The 15,951-nt window shown below is 63.3% G+C and carries 17 protein-coding genes and 1 riboswitch; of the genes, 8 read left to right on the top strand and 9 right to left on the bottom strand.

Annotated elements, in window-relative coordinates:
* Positions 1-6 precede the first annotated feature (6 nt).
* Together AC1DYJ_RS08390 and hisC are read right to left on the bottom strand one after the other, a co-directional pair.
* Positions 7-930 (bottom strand): prephenate/arogenate dehydrogenase family protein, encoded by a 924-nt coding sequence (locus AC1DYJ_RS08390; RefSeq protein ID WP_477283502.1) that lies wholly within the window; start codon positions 928-930, stop codon positions 7-9.
* A gap of 36 nt (positions 931-966) precedes the next feature.
* Positions 967-2,076: a histidinol-phosphate transaminase gene (hisC, locus tag AC1DYJ_RS08385; RefSeq protein WP_477426021.1), complete on the bottom strand. Its 1,110-nt coding sequence runs from the start codon at positions 2,074-2,076 to the stop codon at positions 967-969.
* Positions 2,077-2,204: 128 nt separating this feature from the next.
* Positions 2,205-2,282, top strand: a riboswitch (SAM riboswitch).
* Between the two features lie 60 nt (positions 2,283-2,342).
* On the opposite strand from hisC, the gene metX reads away from it, so the two are divergent.
* The 3 genes from metX to AC1DYJ_RS08370 all read left to right on the top strand — a co-directional run bounded on the left by metX (position 2,343) and on the right by AC1DYJ_RS08370 (position 5,524).
* Positions 2,343-3,512 (top strand): homoserine O-acetyltransferase MetX, encoded by a 1,170-nt coding sequence (gene metX, locus AC1DYJ_RS08380; protein ID WP_477283506.1) that lies wholly within the window; start codon positions 2,343-2,345, stop codon positions 3,510-3,512.
* Positions 3,509-4,123, top strand: coding sequence for a methionine biosynthesis protein MetW (gene metW / locus AC1DYJ_RS08375; RefSeq protein WP_477235979.1), 615 nt, complete (start codon positions 3,509-3,511; stop codon positions 4,121-4,123). Before metX ends, metW begins: the two co-directional genes overlap by 4 nt.
* Positions 4,124-4,654: 531 nt before the next feature.
* Positions 4,655-5,524 carry an N-acetylmuramoyl-L-alanine amidase gene (locus AC1DYJ_RS08370; RefSeq protein ID WP_477283508.1) on the top strand — a complete coding sequence of 290 codons (870 nt, stop codon included), beginning with the start codon at positions 4,655-4,657 and terminating at the stop codon, positions 5,522-5,524.
* 88 nt (positions 5,525-5,612) lie between these two features.
* Here AC1DYJ_RS08370 and AC1DYJ_RS08365 read toward each other — a convergent pair whose 3' ends face one another.
* Positions 5,613-5,933 (bottom strand): DUF1330 domain-containing protein, encoded by a 321-nt coding sequence (locus AC1DYJ_RS08365; RefSeq protein WP_477283510.1) that lies wholly within the window; start codon positions 5,931-5,933, stop codon positions 5,613-5,615.
* A 241-nt stretch (positions 5,934-6,174) separates the two neighbouring features.
* Here AC1DYJ_RS08365 and AC1DYJ_RS08360 point away from each other — a divergent pair, with 241 nt between their 5' ends.
* Positions 6,175-7,110: a glycosyltransferase family 2 protein gene (locus AC1DYJ_RS08360; RefSeq protein WP_477283512.1), complete on the top strand. Its 936-nt coding sequence runs from the start codon at positions 6,175-6,177 to the stop codon at positions 7,108-7,110.
* A gap of 28 nt (positions 7,111-7,138) precedes the next feature.
* On the opposite strand, the gene AC1DYJ_RS08355 is transcribed toward AC1DYJ_RS08360, so the two are convergent.
* From AC1DYJ_RS08355 to AC1DYJ_RS08345, 3 genes are all read right to left on the bottom strand, one after another.
* Complete coding sequence (locus tag AC1DYJ_RS08355; RefSeq protein WP_477283947.1) at positions 7,139-7,933, bottom strand: DUF1194 domain-containing protein; 795 nt, start codon at positions 7,931-7,933, stop codon at positions 7,139-7,141.
* Positions 7,934-8,097: 164 nt separating this feature from the next.
* The gene (locus AC1DYJ_RS08350) at positions 8,098-9,921 is read right to left on the bottom strand and encodes an ABC transporter ATP-binding protein/permease (RefSeq protein ID WP_477283514.1); all 1,824 of its coding nucleotides are present in this window, start codon (positions 9,919-9,921) and stop codon (positions 8,098-8,100) included.
* A gap of 129 nt (positions 9,922-10,050) precedes the next feature.
* Complete coding sequence (locus tag AC1DYJ_RS08345; protein ID WP_477283949.1) at positions 10,051-10,833, bottom strand: class I SAM-dependent methyltransferase; 783 nt, start codon at positions 10,831-10,833, stop codon at positions 10,051-10,053.
* 134 nt (positions 10,834-10,967) lie between these two features.
* Between AC1DYJ_RS08345 and gloB the strand changes: the two genes are divergently transcribed.
* Complete coding sequence (gene gloB, locus AC1DYJ_RS08340; protein ID WP_477283516.1) at positions 10,968-11,735, top strand: hydroxyacylglutathione hydrolase; 768 nt, start codon at positions 10,968-10,970, stop codon at positions 11,733-11,735.
* Positions 11,736-11,755: 20 nt separating this feature from the next.
* Positions 11,756-12,208, top strand: coding sequence for a cupin domain-containing protein (locus tag AC1DYJ_RS08335; RefSeq protein WP_477283518.1), 453 nt, complete (start codon positions 11,756-11,758; stop codon positions 12,206-12,208).
* Here AC1DYJ_RS08335 and AC1DYJ_RS08330 read toward each other — a convergent pair.
* From AC1DYJ_RS08330 to AC1DYJ_RS08320, 3 genes are read right to left on the bottom strand one after another with little or no spacing between them, the layout of a single operon-like run.
* Positions 12,183-12,857 (bottom strand): lysoplasmalogenase, encoded by a 675-nt coding sequence (locus AC1DYJ_RS08330; protein WP_477283520.1) that lies wholly within the window; start codon positions 12,855-12,857, stop codon positions 12,183-12,185. The genes AC1DYJ_RS08335 and AC1DYJ_RS08330 overlap by 26 nt on opposite strands.
* Positions 12,854-13,741 carry an aromatic amino acid exporter YddG gene (gene yddG / locus AC1DYJ_RS08325; RefSeq protein WP_477283522.1) on the bottom strand — a complete coding sequence of 296 codons (888 nt, stop codon included), beginning with the start codon at positions 13,739-13,741 and terminating at the stop codon, positions 12,854-12,856. Before yddG ends, AC1DYJ_RS08330 begins: the two co-directional genes overlap by 4 nt.
* Positions 13,742-13,786: 45 nt before the next feature.
* Entirely contained in the window at positions 13,787-14,587 is an 801-nt protein-coding gene (locus AC1DYJ_RS08320) for a DUF3108 domain-containing protein (RefSeq protein WP_477283524.1), read from the bottom strand.
* Between the two features lie 263 nt (positions 14,588-14,850).
* Here AC1DYJ_RS08320 and rpmB point away from each other — a divergent pair, with 263 nt between their 5' ends.
* Together rpmB and AC1DYJ_RS08310 are read left to right on the top strand one after the other, a co-directional pair.
* Positions 14,851-15,147, top strand: coding sequence for a 50S ribosomal protein L28 (rpmB, locus tag AC1DYJ_RS08315; protein ID WP_023670682.1), 297 nt, complete (start codon positions 14,851-14,853; stop codon positions 15,145-15,147).
* A 122-nt stretch (positions 15,148-15,269) separates the two neighbouring features.
* The gene (locus AC1DYJ_RS08310) at positions 15,270-15,950 is read left to right on the top strand and encodes a queuosine precursor transporter (protein WP_477283526.1); all 681 of its coding nucleotides are present in this window, start codon (positions 15,270-15,272) and stop codon (positions 15,948-15,950) included.
* The last annotated feature ends 1 nt before the right edge of the window (position 15,951 follow it).

The following is a 15,951-nucleotide window of genomic DNA, read 5'->3' as shown; positions in this document are numbered from 1 at the left end:
GGAGACTTAGCCCTTCGCCGGATGCTCCACGGCCTGACGGCCGAAGTCCGGCACATCAATATCCTGGCCGGCTTCGATGATCGAGCGGCGCACGGCGCGGGTGCGGGTGAACAGGTCGAACAGCTTGTCGCCATCGCCCCAGCGGATTGCCCGCTGCAGGAAGGCCAGATCCTCCGAGAAGCGTGCCAGCATTTCCAGGATGGCGTCCTTGTTGTGCAGGCACACGTCGCGCCACATGGTCGGGTCCGAGGCGGCAAGACGGGTGAAGTCGCGGAAACCCGAGGCCGAATATTTGATGACCTCGGTCTTGGTCACCGATTCCAGATCGTCGGCGGTGCCGACAATGTTGTAGGCGATGATGTGCGGCAGATGCGAAACGATGGCCAGCGTCATGTCGTGATGCTGCGGGTCCATCGTGTCGATGTTGGAGCCGCAGTGCCGCCAGAACTCCGACAGCTTCTCCAGCGCGGCAGGGTCGGTGCCCGGCAGCGGCGTGAAGATGCACCAGCGGTTTTCGAACAGCTCGGCGAAGCCGGCATCGGGGCCCGACTTCTCGGTTCCCGCCAGCGGATGGCCCGGGATGAAATGCACGCCTTCCGGCACGTGGGGCTGCATCTGCGCAATCACCGAGGCCTTGGTCGAACCCACATCGGTGAGGATGGCGCCCTTTTTCAGCGCCGGCGCGATCTCTTGCGCCACCTCGCCCGACGATCCCACAGGCACCGAGACGATGATCAGGTCGGCGTCACGTACTGCCTCCTTGGCGTCGGTGGTGTAGGACTCACCGAGACCGAGTTCCTTCGCCCGCGCCAGCGTGGTCGGGCTGCGCGTCGCGATGGCGACATGGCGGGCCAGGCCCTCGCGGCGGATGATGCGGGCCAGCGACGAGCCGATCAGGCCGATGCCGACCAGCGCGATCTTTTCGAACATCGGTGATGCCTCATGCTTCGATGAAGTCATGGTGTCTCAGCTTTTCAGGAATGTCGTGAGGGCGTCGATGACGCCGCGATTGGCTTCTTCGGTACCGACGCTCATGCGCAGCGCATTGGGGAAGCCATAGCCGGTAACCCGCCGCAATATATAGCCGCGCTGGGTGAGATAATCGTCTGCCGCCTCTGCCGAATGCTTCTTGTCCTCAGGGAAATGGATGAGAACGAAATTGCCGACGCTCGGCGTCACCCTGAGACCAAGCTTCGTCAGCTCGTCATTCAGCCAGGTCAGCCATGTCTCGTTGTGCACGGCGCTGCGCTCGACATGGGCGCGGTCGCGGATCGCGGCAATACCGGCCTCGATCGCCGTCGCGTTTACATTGAAAGGGCCACGGATGCGATTGATGGCATCGACGATGTGCAGAGGACCGTACATCCAGCCGATGCGCGCACCGCCAAGGCCGAGCTTCGAAAAGGTGCGGGTCATGACCACGTTCTGGGCGCTGCCGGCCAGCTCGATGCCGGCCTCATAGTCGTTGCGCCGGACATATTCGGCATAGGCGCCATCGAGCACCAGAAGCACGTTGCCAGGCAGGGCGGCATGCAGCCGGCGGACCTCCTGGAACGGCAAATAGGTGCCGGTCGGATTGTTGGGATTGGCGAGGAAGATGATTTTGGTCCGCGGCGTCACCRCGGCCAGGATCGCGTCGACATCGGCGCGCTCGTTGGTTTCCCTGACCGTCACCGGGACCCCGCCGGCCGACTGGATGTAGATCTTGTAGATCATGAAGGCGTGTTCGGTGATGATGGCCTCATCGCCGGTCGCCAGATAGGTCTGCGCCAGCAGGCCCAAAATCTCGTCGGAACCGTTGGAGCAGATGATGTTTGCCGGGTTGAGGCCATGCACCTCGGCGATCGCCTCGCGCAGCCGGCGGGCGGTGCCGTCGGGATAGACGTCGAGCTTGGCGGCAACTTCACGAGCCGCCTCGATCGCCTTCGGCGACGGGCCGAGCGGGTTCTCGTTCGACGACAGTTTATGGACCTTGGCGATGCCAGCCGGCGCCGTGCTCTTGCCGGGCACATAGGCGGCGATGTCCATGATGCCCGCGCGGGGCGTTGGCCGTGCCTTGTCCGCTGTCTTGTCCATGTCACAAATCCGTCGAGAATGCCTCCGTCCGGAGGCCGCAGCGGAAATACAAGCCGTGGCTGCGAATGTCGAGAGGCCCGGGCAATAGCTTGCCGTTGACGCCGGGCGGCGCGAGTTCTAGAAGAACGTAACAGTTCCGTGGTGATTTGGCCGGTCGGCTTGCAGCCACGTTAAACAACTCGCTAAAGGGCCGTTTGCGTGACGTAACCGGCTTTGCGATCGCATTGCCGGTTTTTTATTGCCTGACGGCGGGCAAGGAGAGTCACATGACCGCGCTCCGCGCTGCAAAAACCAACAACGAGGCCGACAATCCGTCGAGCCCTGTGTTGCGTTTCGGCCCCGACAAGCCGCTGAAGCTCGACGCCGGCTCGCTGCTGTCGCCGTTCCAGATCGCCTACCAGACCTACGGCACACTGAACGACGCCCGCACCAACGCCATTCTGGTCTGCCACGCACTGACCGGCGACCAGCATGTCGCCAACACCAATCCGGTGACCGGCAAGCCCGGCTGGTGGGAAGTGCTGATCGGGCCCGGCAGGATCATCGACACCAACCGTTTCTTCGTCATCTGCTCCAATGTCATCGGCGGCTGCCTGGGCTCCACCGGCCCGGCCTCGACCAACCCGGCCACCGGCAAGCCCTACGGGCTCGACCTGCCTATCATCACCATCCGCGACATGGTGCGGGCGCAGCTGATGCTGGTCGACCATTTTGGCATCGAGAAACTGTTTTGCGTGCTCGGCGGCTCGATGGGCGGCATGCAGGTGCTGGAATGGGCCTCGTGCTATTCGGATCGCGTCTTCTCGGCGCTGCCGATCGCCACCGGCGCGCGCCATTCCTCGCAGAACATCGCCTTCCACGAGGTTGGCCGCCAGGCCGTGATGGCCGACCCGGACTGGCATGGCGGCAAATATTTCGAGCATGGCGCGCGCCCGGAAAAGGGGCTGGCGGTGGCGCGCATGGCCGCCCACATCACCTATCTCTCGGAAGCCGCCTTGCATCGAAAATTCGGCCGCAATCTGCAGGACCGCGAAGCGCTGACCTTCGGTTTCGACGCCGATTTTCAGATCGAAAGCTATCTGCGCCACCAAGGCATGACCTTCGTCGATCGCTTCGACGCCAATTCCTATCTCTATATGACCCGTTCAATGGATTATTTCGACCTCGCCGCCGACCATGGCGGCCGGCTGGCCGATGCCTTTGCCGGCACAAAGACGCGCTTTTGCCTGGTGTCCTTCACCTCGGATTGGCTGTTCCCGACCGAGGAGAGCCGCTCCATCGTGCACGCGCTCAACGCCGCCGGGGCCTCGGTCTCTTTCGTCGAGATCGCCACCGACCGCGGCCACGATGCCTTCCTGCTCGACGAACCGGAATTGTTCGCCGCCATCAATGGCTTCATCGGCTCGGCCGCGCGCGCCAGGGGGCTCGCCTCATGAGCGTCAACGGCAGCCAGCGCGTCGACCTCGAGGTCGTCGCCAACCTCATCCCGCCGCAGTCCAGGGTGCTCGATGTCGGTTCCGGCGACGGCCTGCTGCTCGAACTCCTGCAAGAAACCAAGCAGGTCGACGGCCGTGGGCTGGAGCTGTCGCAGCGCGGCGTCAATGAATGCGTGGCGCGCGGCCTGTCGGTCATCCAAGGCGATGCCGACACCGACCTCGAATTCTATCCCGACAAAGGCTTTGACTTTGTCGTCCTGTCGCAGACCTTGCAGGCGACCCGCAACCCGAAGCTGGTGCTCGACGAGCTGTTGAGGATCGGCAACCGCGCGATCGTCTCCTTCCCCAATTTCGGCCACTGGCGGGTGCGGCTGTCGCTGTTCTTCAAGGGACGGATGCCGGTGACCGAGGACCTGCCCTATTCCTGGTACGACACGCCCAACATCCATTTCTGCACCATCCGCGACTTCGTCAACCTGGTCGAGGAGCTCGGCGCCTCGGTCGAGAAAGCCACCGCGCTCGACGGCAACGGCCAGAAGATCGGCCTGTCGATGCCATGGTGGTTCTGGAATTTCTTCGGCCAGCAGGCAGTGTTCTTGCTGAAGCGCTGATTTCGAAAGCGAAGCTGACACACGTATTCGACAAGGTGTGATCTTCGCCGGCAAGCTCGTCCTCGCTGCTTTGTCGACAGCGCGAGACCTTTGCCCATCGCGCACAGGTCGGCTGATTTGCTTTTCGTACGTCCGTTGGGACATTGTGCTGCAGCATCTTCGACATTTGAGTCACACTCAGACTGCATCGCAACTTGGAAGTCGGCGTTAACCAAAGTTCAGTGGCATGACCTTGCGTCACCTGTCCTTGCTTTTCGTTAAACTTCATGAGAGTGTTCTGCGCCTGGGTCGCAGCTCGACTATCTGATTACTGCGAGCGCTGGGGGAGATTAAAGGTGATTCTATGCTCTCGCGAGCTGGTCGCAAGCAGCGGCCGGCGGCGGTTGGCTATTATCGCGGCCGGGCTCGTCCCGGCCGGCGCGCCACCCGTGCTCGTCTTCACCGGCGAAAGAAAACCGGGAGCAGAGGTCTTCACCGCCGAATGCAAAGGAAAACTGCCCAACCGTAAATGATTGTGCCTTGGGAGGGACCATGACGATCACGAACAACTTCATCGTCGGATTGCCAATCCAGAAGCTGAAACACGTCGGCACGACCCAGACGCCGCGTCTGCTCGTGATCCATTACTCCGTGACAAACACCGTCGCTCAGGCAGTAACCGCACTGAATGGACCGCCGGCGCTCGGCTATCACATCCTGATCGAAAAGAACGGCAAGGCGTTCCAGACACGAGAATTCACCGAACACGCCGCGCATCCCGGCCGCAGCAACTGGAAGCCCGAAGGCGGGCTGACGATGGGGTCGTCGTTGCAGCGCGGCTCAATTGGCATCTGCTTGATGAACAAGGGCTTCGCCGGCGACCCTGGAGTTCCCAAGAAGAGAGCCAAACTCATCTACAATCCGGATGACCCGTCCATGCAGGAATGGGAGGTCTACCCGGCCGCACAGATAAAAGCCTGCATGGACATCGCACGCGAGATCCTCGGCGCCTATCCAATCACCGAGGTGGTTGGCCACCACGACATCGCGATCAATGGAAAGTTCGATCCCGGGCCATTGTTTGACTTCGCCCCCCTCAACGCACTCACGCCATCGCCGAAGCCGCTAGGGTTCGAGACCAAAGTGAAGACGGGGACCGCTACTTTGAGTGTCCGACGCCTGCCCAACGCCGGCGCAACGGAAGTGGCGGCGCTGCCGAACGGCACGAAGATTCACATTCGCACCGTCGTGTACACCGGCAAGAAGGCCGATTCCCTTGACCCATCTACCGAGACGAACAAGCGCTATCTGTCGCGCTGGGCATCGGTGGATATCGACGGCAGCAACAAGCACGCAGGCTTCGTGAACATGAAGTTCCTCACGAAGACGCCACTCTCTCCGGCCCTGGCCGCAAATCTGTAGGGGAGCGCTCGATCGTCAAGCCAAGCTGGGTTTTCCATAGCGGTCGCAGCAGTCAACCTTTCCAGCGTTGGCGCCAATCTGCCGCAGCCTATCCCAGCACGTCGGTAGCCTTGTGCGGATGCCGGACACCCTCGGCGAGGACCACGTCGGCGTAGGAGTTGTCGGTGCGCAAGGCCAGTATCTGCCGGTAGGCGGGTGAATTGTACCAGCCGCGCGCATTTTCCCTGTCCGGAAACTCGATGACGATCAGATGGCCGGGCCATTCGTTCTCGAGCACGTCCATGTCGCCGCCATGGACAAGAAAGCGCCCGCCAAACGGCTCCAGCGTGGCGTCGATCCTCTGCAGATATTCGACGATCTGCGGGCCCATTGTGACTTGGCGCATATGGGCGACGGCGTAGGCGGTCATGGCTGAACTCCCTGTTCGATCGAGGCCGAACAACCCGGCTTCATGCTGCAATCTGTCGGGATACTGGTGGCCGGTCGATTACGTCAGGAGTAATCGAATGCCTTACACACGTCCGCCTCGACAGTTTGTGATGACATTCCCGTTGCTTTTTTGTAGCGTCGAATCGAACGCAATCCTGAGGCGGGGCAAGGAAGCGGCCGTCCATAGGCCGCTGCGATATCCGGGGCACAGCCGAAGCAACATGTCAAAAACCGCCGACCTCGCTCCGCTGATCTCGGTGATCACGCCGACGCACAATCGCCGCAGCAAGGTGGTGCGCGCCGTCGAGAGCGTGCTGGCGCAGAATTTTGCCCGGTTCGAGCACATCGTCGTCGATGACGGCTCGACCGACGGCACAGCCGCCGCACTCGCCGAAATCCGCGATCCGCGGCTGATCTATGTCGGTTCGAAATGGCGTGGCGCCAATGCCGCCCGCAACGCCGGCATCGAGCGGGCGCGGGCGCCGGTGGTGACGTTCCTCGATTCCGACGACGTCTATTTGCCGGACCGGCTGGTGCGGACGCTGGAGCAGTTCGACAACAATCCCTCGCTCGAAGTGCTGATCAGTTCCTTCGTGTCGGTGAAGGGCAATCGCCGCACCAATTGCGTCAACCGCGAGGCTCTCCTGAGCCGCGACTCGCTGGAACGGGCGCTTGTCGCGCAGACCATTTTCATTGCAGGCTCCGCAATCACCGCCCGGCGCGAGTCGCTGCTGGCCATCGGCGGCTACGACAGCGACGTCACGCGCATGCAGGATCGCGAACTGTTGCTGCGCTTTGCCCGGCGCAGCGGCGCGCAACTGTCCGAAGTGATCGACTGGAAAAAGTACAATTCGGAGAATTCGATCTCCGGCCGCCGCGACGGCTATGTCGAAGCCTATGCCAGTTTGATCGACAAGCACCCCTATATCGCCGACCGCTACCCCCACATTCCGCCTTACATGATCGCCCGGCAGCTCATCGCCGACGCGCTCAAGGGCAGGGTTTCGCAGGCGTTCTCCGGCTATCTGGCCAACCGTTCGTCGAAGGCGCTCGGCTATTCGCTGCCGCAGCTGTTTCGCGGCTATGTCGGCGGCCGGCGCTGGCGCCGCGATCTCTACGCCGAATTTCGCGACAAATACGGTGCGCGGCCAGCTTAGAGCTCCCCTCGGGAACTGTCCCAAAACCTCATTTATCGAGCTCCGGGAAATACGGGTCGGAATAAAGCCGCCGGTCGCGTTCGCCCTGCAGGCAGTCCATCGGCGCTGCCGCGTCGATCGGGACCACGGTCGCATCGGCAATGCCGCTCACCTCCAGGATCAGCTTGCGGCGTATGGCGGTGGCGAATTCCGAGGCCGCGTAGATCGGCAGCACGAAGGAGCCGGGTCCGCCGGTGACGCAGTCGTCATAATACTGGTCGAGATGGCTGAAGGTCGGCGAAGGGCTGATCAGGATCGGCAGGCCGTTGATGACGATGCCCTTGGCCACCGCCGCATCGCGTGTGATGGCGACCGGCAGCCCGGTGTTGTTGGGGCCATCGCCGGAAATGTCGATCACGCTGCGTGGCGCATCGAAGCCGGTGCCGTCGAAAAGCCCGGCGCCGAAGGCCAGCGCGCCGGAAATCGAGGTGCCGCGAAAGCTGCGGAACGGCCGCGCGGCGATCTTGTCGGCGAAGGCGTTGGCGCTCTCCGCGCTGTCGATCACCTGCCAGGCAATGACGCCATCCTCGCGCACGACGCCTGCCCATTCGAAATAGGCAAGCGCGATCCGGCCGGTCGTGCCCGAGCGCACAGCCCTGATGAAATCGGGATGCCTCAGCGCCTCGACATAGCCGGCGCGCTGCAAGGCGAACTCCCGCTCATCCATCGACTGGGAGATGTCGACGGCCAGCACCAGTTCGACATCGACGGCAACGGTATTGGCCGGAGCAGCCACGGGCGTGGTGCAGGCGAGGCAGGCAAGCAGGCTGAGCGCGTCGAGCATGGCCGGACCCACGATGTTTCCATCGGAATCTTGGCCGCGATCGCGGCGAAATAAAGCCTAATGCATGTCGCCCAAAAGTGGCCCCGGTTTTGAGAAAACGACATGCATAAAATTGAGACCTAAAGCGCGTCGCGTGGATCCGCTCAGATGCTACGCGCTTTAGGCTACTTCTTTCGCCGGTTGGTCGGCTTTGGCGGCGGGTCGATGGCGCCGGCCCTGACGTGGGCGCGCTTCAGCGCCGGCGCGCCCGTATCCTTCACGATGCTCAGCGCGCGGGGAAAGAAATGACTATTGTGCAGGCCGCGCCCAATGTTGAGGATCGTGGTGTCGGGCAGGCGTTTTTCCAGCATCGACAGCACGCGCCGCAGCGACGGACCGTCGAACGCATCCATCGCCTCGTCGATGATCACCCATTTCGGCTGCCGCAAGGCAAGCCTGGCGAAGGCGAGCGCACGCTGCTCGTCATCGCCCAGTTCGTGATCCCACCGCGCCGTGCGGCCGAGTGAGGACGACAGCCGCTCGAGACCGACCTCGGCGAGCACCGCCGAAATGTCGGCATCGCTCGCCGGCGCCGGTCCATTCGGGTGGTCGAGGACCTCGCGCAACGTGCCGACCGGGAAATACGGCACGCGCGGCACGAAGATCGGGACCTCTCCCGCCGGCAGGCCGATGCGTCCGCTGCCCCATGGCCACAGGCCGGCGATGGCGCGGAAGAACAATGTCTTGCCGGCGCCTGGATCGCCGGTGATCATGACGCGCTCGCCTGGATGGATTTCGACATGGCTGTCGGCAAGCTTGGTGCAGCCCTCCGGCGAGGCCACCTGGAGCTTTTCGAACGTCAGGCTGCCATTGGCATTGTCGCCGAATTCGATGCGCCTTTCCTTGTCGTGCAGCACATCGGTTTCATCGAGCGCGATGCGGAAGTCGGCGACACGCATCAGCGTGGCGCGCCAGTCGGCGATGCCACCGATATTGTTGATGAACCAGCGCAGCGACGAGTGCACCTGGTTGAAGGCGCCAACCGCCATCATCAGCCCGCCGAAGCTGATATCGCCCGAGAAATAGACCGGCGATGCCACCAGGATGGGCGCCACCACGGTGATCCAGCCATAGGTGTCGGTCACCCAGGACAGGTTGATCTGCGCGGTGTAGATGCGCCGCATGGCGCCCAGCACCGTACCGAGGTCGATTTCGAGCCGTCGTTTGGCATCGGCTTCACCATGGTAGAGCGCAATGGCGTCGACATTTTCGTTGACCCGCACCATCGAGGAGCGCAGCTCGGCCTCACGCGTATAGCGATCGCTGTTGAGGCGGATCAGCGGCCGCCCGACCAGCCAGCTGAGCCATGAGGCGATTCCGGCATAGAGGAACGCGGCCCAGACCATGTAGCCCGGTATCGCCAGCGACCAGCCATTGATGTGGAAGACGAAGCCCGACGACAATTGCCACAGCACCCCGACGAAGGACACCAGCAGGATGAAGGACTGCAGCAAGCCAACGCCGAGGTCCGTCGTCAGGTCGGACAGATGCGCGGCATCCTGCTGCATGCGCTGGTCGGGATTGACGCCGATGGCGCCGGCATTGGCGAGGCGAAAGGCCCGCGCCGGCCGCATCCACTGATCGATCAGGTCGAGCGTCAGTGCCTCGCGCAGCTTCAGCCGGATCATCTGGTTGAGCCAGGTCTGAGCGATGTTGAGCAGCAGCAGCGTACCGGCGATCATCGCAAAGATCATGAGCTGGTGCAGGAAGGCCGCCATGTCACGACGCGCCAGCGCATCATAGAAAGGCTGGTTCCAGCGGTTGAGCAGAACCTGGCCGATCGACGTCGCGACGATGACCGCCATGATGCCGACCGACGTCCACACCAGCCATTTGCGCACCGGCGAGCTTAACAGCGCGCGTTTGATCGTCGCCACCTGGTCACGCAGGCTGCTGGCTTCGACGGTTACCGGCTGGGCTGCGGCGTTCGTGTCCAGTTGATCAGCCATGGCCTGGGTCCTTGCGTTCAAAAGCGGTGCCGAAGCCGGATGGAGAGACTTGAAGGCATCCGCCGCTCAAACGGCTCGCGAATGCGTCTGCGACAGATAGGTGGGAAAACCCAGCGCAACACCCCATGATCACGAATGTGTCACCTGGCGCGTGGTCGAGGTCACCGCTTCGGCCTGGCGGCCAAGCCTTGTCGCGCCGTGCGGCGACAGCACCGGCACGAAGACGCGCCGCGAAGCGCGCTGTGCGACCGGCACGCCCTGATAGAGCCGCTTTTGCGCCTCGACCACGATGACGCCGGAAAAGATCGGCCAGAACCGCCGGCCGGCGCGCTCCAGCACATTGTGGAACCGCATCATGAAGCGCCGCGGCGATGGCGGGAAGAACAGCGCGTCGGACCAGGAGGCCGGCGTGAAGTTCGCCTCGCGCAGCAATTCGGTGAGCTGGCCGCGCGAGAACGGCCGGCCATTGCCGAACGGCGTGTGCTCGAACCGGGCCCAGACGCCGCGCCGGTTGGGCACGACGATGACGACGCGGCCCGCCGGCGACAGCACCCGCCAGATCTCGTTCAACGTCTCGCGCGGGTTTTCGACATGTTCGAGCGAATGGACCAGCAGCATGCGGTCGATGCAGGAATCGACCAGCGGCAGTTCCTCGTCGAAGACCAGCGCCGTCGACGTCGGTCCGTTCGCCGGCCAGACCACCGCACCCTGGGTGGCCGGCATGAAGGCAAAGACCCGCTCGGCATCGGTGCCGAACCGCTCCAGCCACGGCAAGGTATAGCCGAGCCCGACCAGCCGCTCATTGGGCACGGTCGCCCATAGCGACGACAGCGCCATGGTGATCGAGCGTTCGGCCAGGCGGCCGAGCGTGGTCGAATAGAAGGAACGGAGATCGACGATATCGGAATGCATGCGCCGGACGGTAGCTGCGATGCCGCTCAAGTTCAACAAAGGCGCCGAGCCGAACAGAAGCTAAGTTCAACAAAGCCGGATGACATCAGGGGCCAAGCGCCCTATGTCTGCGGCGACAGATGGAGAGATCAGAAATGCCGGTCGAAATCGAACAGTTCATGTGCCGCAGCGACAATTTCGGGGTGCTGGTGCACGACCCCAAGAGCGGCGAGACCGCCATCATCGACGCGCCCGAAGAGGCGCCGATTCTGGCCGCGATCGAGCGTACCGGCTGGAAGCCGACGCTGATCCTGACCACCCACCACCATGTGGACCATGTCGAAGCCAATCTGGCGCTGAAGGAGCGCTTCAAGCTGCGCATCGTCGGACCGGAGGCGGAAAAGGAAAAGATTCCCGGCATCGACGAGACCGTCGGCCAGGGCTCGGTCGTCCACCTCGGCGGCGAGCGGATCGATGTCATCGCCACGCCCGGCCACACGGCGGGCCACGTATCCTATCATTTTCCGGCCTCGAAAGTGGCGTTCACCGCCGACACGCTGTTCGCGCTCGGCTGCGGCCGGCTGTTCGAATGCAAGCCGCCGGTGATGTATGACTCGCTGAAGAAGCTCGCCGCACTGCCGGCCGACACGGTCATCTATTGCGGCCACGAATACACGCTTTCCAATGCCCGCTTCGCGCTGACCGTCGACCCGAGCAATTCTGCGCTGAAGGAGCGGGCGGCGAAAATCGAGACGCTGCGCGCCGACAACAAGGCGACGCTGCCGACCACGATCGGCGAGGAACTGTCGACCAATCCGTTCCTGCGCTGGCACGACCCGGCGATCCGCAAACATCTCGGCATGGAAAAGGCCAGCGATGCCGACGTGTTCGCCGAGATCCGCAAGCGCAAGGACAATTTCTGAGCATCGTTGCGGGAACAGCCATGACCAGCGCCGCTGAAATCATCGCCACGCTTGGCCTCAAGCCGCATCCGGAAGGCGGCTGGTATGCCGAGACCTTTCGCGATGGCGCCGGCGGCGCGCGTGGCCATTCGACAGCGATCTATTTCCTCCTGGAACAGGACCAGATTTCGGCCTGGCATCGGGTCAAGGACGCGGCCGAGGTCTGGCATTTCCATGCCGGCGCGCCGCTGGCGCTGTCGATGTGCGAGGAAGGCAGTCCAAGGGTTAACCAGGTGATCGAGCAGGTGCTCGGCATTGAACTTGCGGCGGGCGAGCGGCCGCAGATCGTGGTTCCGGCCGGCTGGTGGCAATCGGCGCGCAGCCTCGGCGAATGGACGCTGGTCGGCTGCACCGTGGCGCCAGGCTTCGACTTCGCCGCCTTCGAAATGGCCGAACCCGGCTGGGAACCTAGCCCAGCAAAAAGCCAAGCGTGATTGCCAACTGAGCGGCATAGTACAGCACCCAGACCGTATAACGGATACCGGCGCGATAGGGCGCTATTGCCGGCACCAGGAATTTTTCCGTGGCAAGCAGTCCGTCCGACGCCATGAACAGGACGGCGCCGGCGATGACCCACCGATTGTCGAGCGTCAGCGCCGAAATGCCCATCGCCAATATGGCTGCGATATAGACGGCGATTGGCACCCGCAGGCTTGGGCCGACACGGCGCCAGAGTGCTGCCAGCATGACGACCACGAAGGCGGCCATGGCGAGTGCGATGGCGCCGCGCCATGTTTCGGTGCCCAGCACATCCAGCCCGCCGCCGCTGCGCAGGAAGAGCGGCACATAGAGAATATGCGCCACCAGGAAGCTGGCCAGACCGCCGAGGAAAGCCTGTTCGCCGTCACGCGACAGGAAGGCGTCGCCGACGGCGCTGAGCGCCAGTGCCGCGACAAGCAGCAATGGCCCGCCTTGCATGAAGGCGAGCACGGCAAGCATGCCGACCGCCAGCGTCTTTGCCGCCGAACGGGCCAGCGTCGGCCGCATATCCAGGGTGAAGGCGTAGATCACCGCCGCCACCAGCGAAAAAATCAAAGTCGCATTGGCGTTGGCGTCGATGCCGCCGGCAAACGGCATCGTCATGCCTTGGCTCCGATCTCAGCCGGCTTGCGCAGGAACAGCGACTTCGCCGCAAGGGCTGCTCCGCCGGTTATCAGCACACAGGCGGCGAGGATGCGCAGCGATGGTTCGGCGACGCCGGCCGCGATCAGCACCAGCGTCGACAACAGCGGCGCCGCATAGCTCGCCGCGCCGAGCACCTGGATGTTGCCGCGCTTGACGCCGATATCCCAGGCGTAGAAGGCCGCACCCACCGGCATCAGCCCCAGACCAAGCACGGCCAGCCACTGGCCCGGACCGTCGGGCAGCACTGTCTTTTCCAGCAACAGATGGCAGACGAGGGACAGGGCTGCGGTGGCTGCGCAGAACCAGGTGACGATCGAGGTCGGCACCGCCGGAAAACGCCGCGACAGCAGCGAATAGGACGACCATAAGAGCGCGCAGACCGCCGCCATCGCATAACCGAAGGCATAGCGCGCATCGAAGGCAAGCCCGCCGCCCTTGGTGACGATGAGGACCGTGCCGGCCAGCCCGAGCAGCGCGCCGACGACATGGTTCCAGGCCAGTTTTTCGCCCGGCATCAGCGCCGAGCCGAGCACGATCAGCAGTGGCCACAGATAGGCGATCAGGCTTGCCTCCACCGCCGGCGCGTTGCGCAGTGCGGTGAAGTAGAAGAAGTGGTAGCCGAACAGGCCGGCAATGCCGATCAGCCAGACCTGGCGCGGGATCTGCTGGCTTTTGTCAGTCGCCGGCATGAACAGCCGGGCGACCAGCCCGACCGCGGTGCCGATGGTGAAGGTGATGGCCGACAAAAGGAATGGCGGGACAGCGCCCGACGCGTCGGTGAGCAACGCCAGCAGCGCCCACATGGCAACCGCCGAGAAGCCGATCAGTGTTGCGCGCCCCATGCCCGTCTCCGGCGGCGCGCCCCATTTCTATTCGGGTGGGAGCGCCTATTCTGTTGCTTCGAACCGCCCCGCGCTGACGGTCAAGGTGCCGATCTGCGTCCCGACCGTGGCGTGGATCGGCGCATATACGCCGGTTTGGCCGAGCGGTGCAAACGTCACCATCATCTTGCTCTTGTTCTTCAGGTAATTCAGCGCCTTGCGGCCCTTGCGGTAGCCCGCCACCGGCTCGAAGCTCATCTTGCAGGTGATGGTGTCACCCTTGTAGCCCTTGACCGAGATCGAGCCTTTCGAAGCGTAGGTCAGCGTCAGGTCGGCGCGCATCTCGCCGTCATAGAACTTCACCTTGCGGCCGCACACCTGGTCGAGGCTGTCGGCATGGATGACGGTGGCGGCCATCGGATCGAGCACCGACCTCAGATCGTTGCCGCCCAGCGGTATCCAGGTCTTGGGGTTGCGCTTTTTCGGCTCGGGGATGACCTGGGTGGCGGTAACCGCGCCATTGGCAAAGCGGATGTCGACGACGGAGGCCTTCTTGCCGGACTTGTAGTCGGCGCGAAACGCCTGCGGCTGCATCTGCTTGCCCAGGATCTTGCCCTTCGACGAGATCGTGCCGCTCGTATCGTCGAACAAAGTGGCGAGACCAGCGGCCGCGACGGTGCCGTCGATGGCATAAGTGTCCCCCTGGTATCGGCTGGAGAATGTCGCCTTGGCCACCGAGAGGCCGAGGAACGACACCGTGTATTCGCCCTTGAAGGACTGTGGGGCAGCTGCCGGCGCGGCTGCAAGGGTTGAAGTCGGCAAGGCAACGGCAAGCATGGCGACAACGGCATGTGACGGACGAAGCATGGCGGGGATCGGTCCTTGATCTTTAAAAGCCGGAGGCGGGCGACCCCGGCTTGCAATGTCCCTGTGCGACCGCTTATAGGCTGAATTCCGGCCTTTATGTGAAATGCCCGTCACAGGCATGGGCAAGCCGGAGCTTGACGCCCCGGCGAAATGCAACTATGGAACGCCAACTTTTTCCATAAGGCCGCCTGACTAAAACCGCGCGCCGCCCGGCGCGGGCGAAAATGGTTTGGCAGGCTTAGAAAGAACTGAAGGTTAGAACCATGTCCCGTACCTGCGAACTCACTGCCAAGGCAGTCCAGACCGGCAACAATGTGAGCCACGCCAACAACAAGACCAAGCGCCGCTTCCTGCCGAATCTCGTCAATGTGACGCTGATTTCGGAAGCGCTGAACCAGAATGTGCGCCTGCGCATTTCGGCCAACGCCCTGCGTTCGGTCGAGCATCGCGGTGGCCTCGACGCCTTCCTGGCCAAGGCCGACGCCAAGGAACTGTCGCAGCGCGCGCGCCTGTTGAAGAAGCAGATCGCCAAGAAGCTGGCCGACCAGCCCGCAGCGTAAAGACTTTAAGGCGGGGGACGACCGCCTTTTGAGCATCGGAGCAATCCGGTGCTCAAACTATTAGGCAGCGCGATCCTGATTTCGGATAGCGGCTGGCTGGTTCCATTACCCAGGATAAAAAAATGATTTCCTTCTCGCGATATCTGCCCTTTGTGGCCGCCATGGCGCTTGTCGTCGTGGCATCGAACATCCTCGTGCAGTTCCCGATGCAGGGCCAGGTCGGCGGCCTGTCGCTGGCCGACATCCTGACCTGGGGCGCCTTCACCTACCCCTTCTCCTTCCTGGTCACCGACCTTGCCAACCGTCGCTACGGCCCGACCGTCGCGCGCCGCATCGTCTTCGTCGGCTTCATGACCGCAGTGATCTGCTCGATCCTTATCCCGCCCTTCCTGTTTCGCCACGGCCTGATCGAGTTCGAGACCGCTGCCGACCGGCTGGTGCGCATTGCGGCGGCTTCGGGTGCGGCATTCCTGTGCGCGCAATTGCTCGACGTCACCGTGTTCAACCGGCTGCGCCGGCAGAGTTGGTGGCGCGCGCCGATCGTCGGCACGCTGGTCGGCTCGGTGTTCGACACCGTCGTGTTCTTCAGCATCGCCTTTTCGGCCCTGTTCGCCTTTGCCGGGCCCAACGACAGCTTTGCGCTGGAGACGGCGCCGCTGATGGGCGTGCTGCCGGTGGAAACCATGCGCTGGGTCTCCTGGGCGCTGGGCGACCTCTCGGTGAAGCTGATCATCGCCGTGGTGGCGCTGATCCCCTACCGGCTGCTCGCCGCCCGCTGGAGCCAGCCGGCCGTGGCCGCTTAAC

The sequence above is a fragment of the Mesorhizobium sp. P2_B11 genome, assembly GCF_056404855.1.
The sequence above is the reverse complement of the archived record's forward strand: the minus strand, read 5'-3'. Positions and strand labels throughout refer to the sequence as shown.

What these genes read in the sequence shown, in the direction of transcription:
- AC1DYJ_RS08390 (WP_477283502.1), bottom strand. Translation starts at nt 930, where the DNA reads ATGTTCGAAAAGATCGCGCTGGTCGGCATCGGCCTGATCGGCTCGTCG.
- metX (WP_477283506.1), top strand. Translation starts at nt 2,343, where the DNA reads ATGACCGCGCTCCGCGCTGCAAAAACCAACAACGAGGCCGACAATCCG.
- metW (WP_477235979.1), top strand. Translation starts at nt 3,509, where the DNA reads ATGAGCGTCAACGGCAGCCAGCGCGTCGACCTCGAGGTCGTCGCCAAC.
- AC1DYJ_RS08370 (WP_477283508.1), top strand. Translation starts at nt 4,655, where the DNA reads ATGACGATCACGAACAACTTCATCGTCGGATTGCCAATCCAGAAGCTG.
- AC1DYJ_RS08365 (WP_477283510.1), bottom strand. Translation starts at nt 5,933, where the DNA reads ATGACCGCCTACGCCGTCGCCCATATGCGCCAAGTCACAATGGGCCCG.
- AC1DYJ_RS08360 (WP_477283512.1), top strand. Translation starts at nt 6,175, where the DNA reads ATGTCAAAAACCGCCGACCTCGCTCCGCTGATCTCGGTGATCACGCCG.
- AC1DYJ_RS08355 (WP_477283947.1), bottom strand. Translation starts at nt 7,933, where the DNA reads ATGCTCGACGCGCTCAGCCTGCTTGCCTGCCTCGCCTGCACCACGCCC.
- AC1DYJ_RS08350 (WP_477283514.1), bottom strand. Translation starts at nt 9,921, where the DNA reads ATGGCTGATCAACTGGACACGAACGCCGCAGCCCAGCCGGTAACCGTC.
- AC1DYJ_RS08345 (WP_477283949.1), bottom strand. Translation starts at nt 10,833, where the DNA reads ATGCATTCCGATATCGTCGATCTCCGTTCCTTCTATTCGACCACGCTC.
- gloB (WP_477283516.1), top strand. Translation starts at nt 10,968, where the DNA reads ATGCCGGTCGAAATCGAACAGTTCATGTGCCGCAGCGACAATTTCGGG.
- AC1DYJ_RS08335 (WP_477283518.1), top strand. Translation starts at nt 11,756, where the DNA reads ATGACCAGCGCCGCTGAAATCATCGCCACGCTTGGCCTCAAGCCGCAT.
- AC1DYJ_RS08330 (WP_477283520.1), bottom strand. Translation starts at nt 12,857, where the DNA reads ATGACGATGCCGTTTGCCGGCGGCATCGACGCCAACGCCAATGCGACT.
- yddG (WP_477283522.1), bottom strand. Translation starts at nt 13,741, where the DNA reads ATGGGGCGCGCAACACTGATCGGCTTCTCGGCGGTTGCCATGTGGGCG.
- AC1DYJ_RS08320 (WP_477283524.1), bottom strand. Translation starts at nt 14,587, where the DNA reads ATGCTTCGTCCGTCACATGCCGTTGTCGCCATGCTTGCCGTTGCCTTG.
- rpmB (WP_023670682.1), top strand. Translation starts at nt 14,851, where the DNA reads ATGTCCCGTACCTGCGAACTCACTGCCAAGGCAGTCCAGACCGGCAAC.
- AC1DYJ_RS08310 (WP_477283526.1), top strand. Translation starts at nt 15,270, where the DNA reads ATGATTTCCTTCTCGCGATATCTGCCCTTTGTGGCCGCCATGGCGCTT.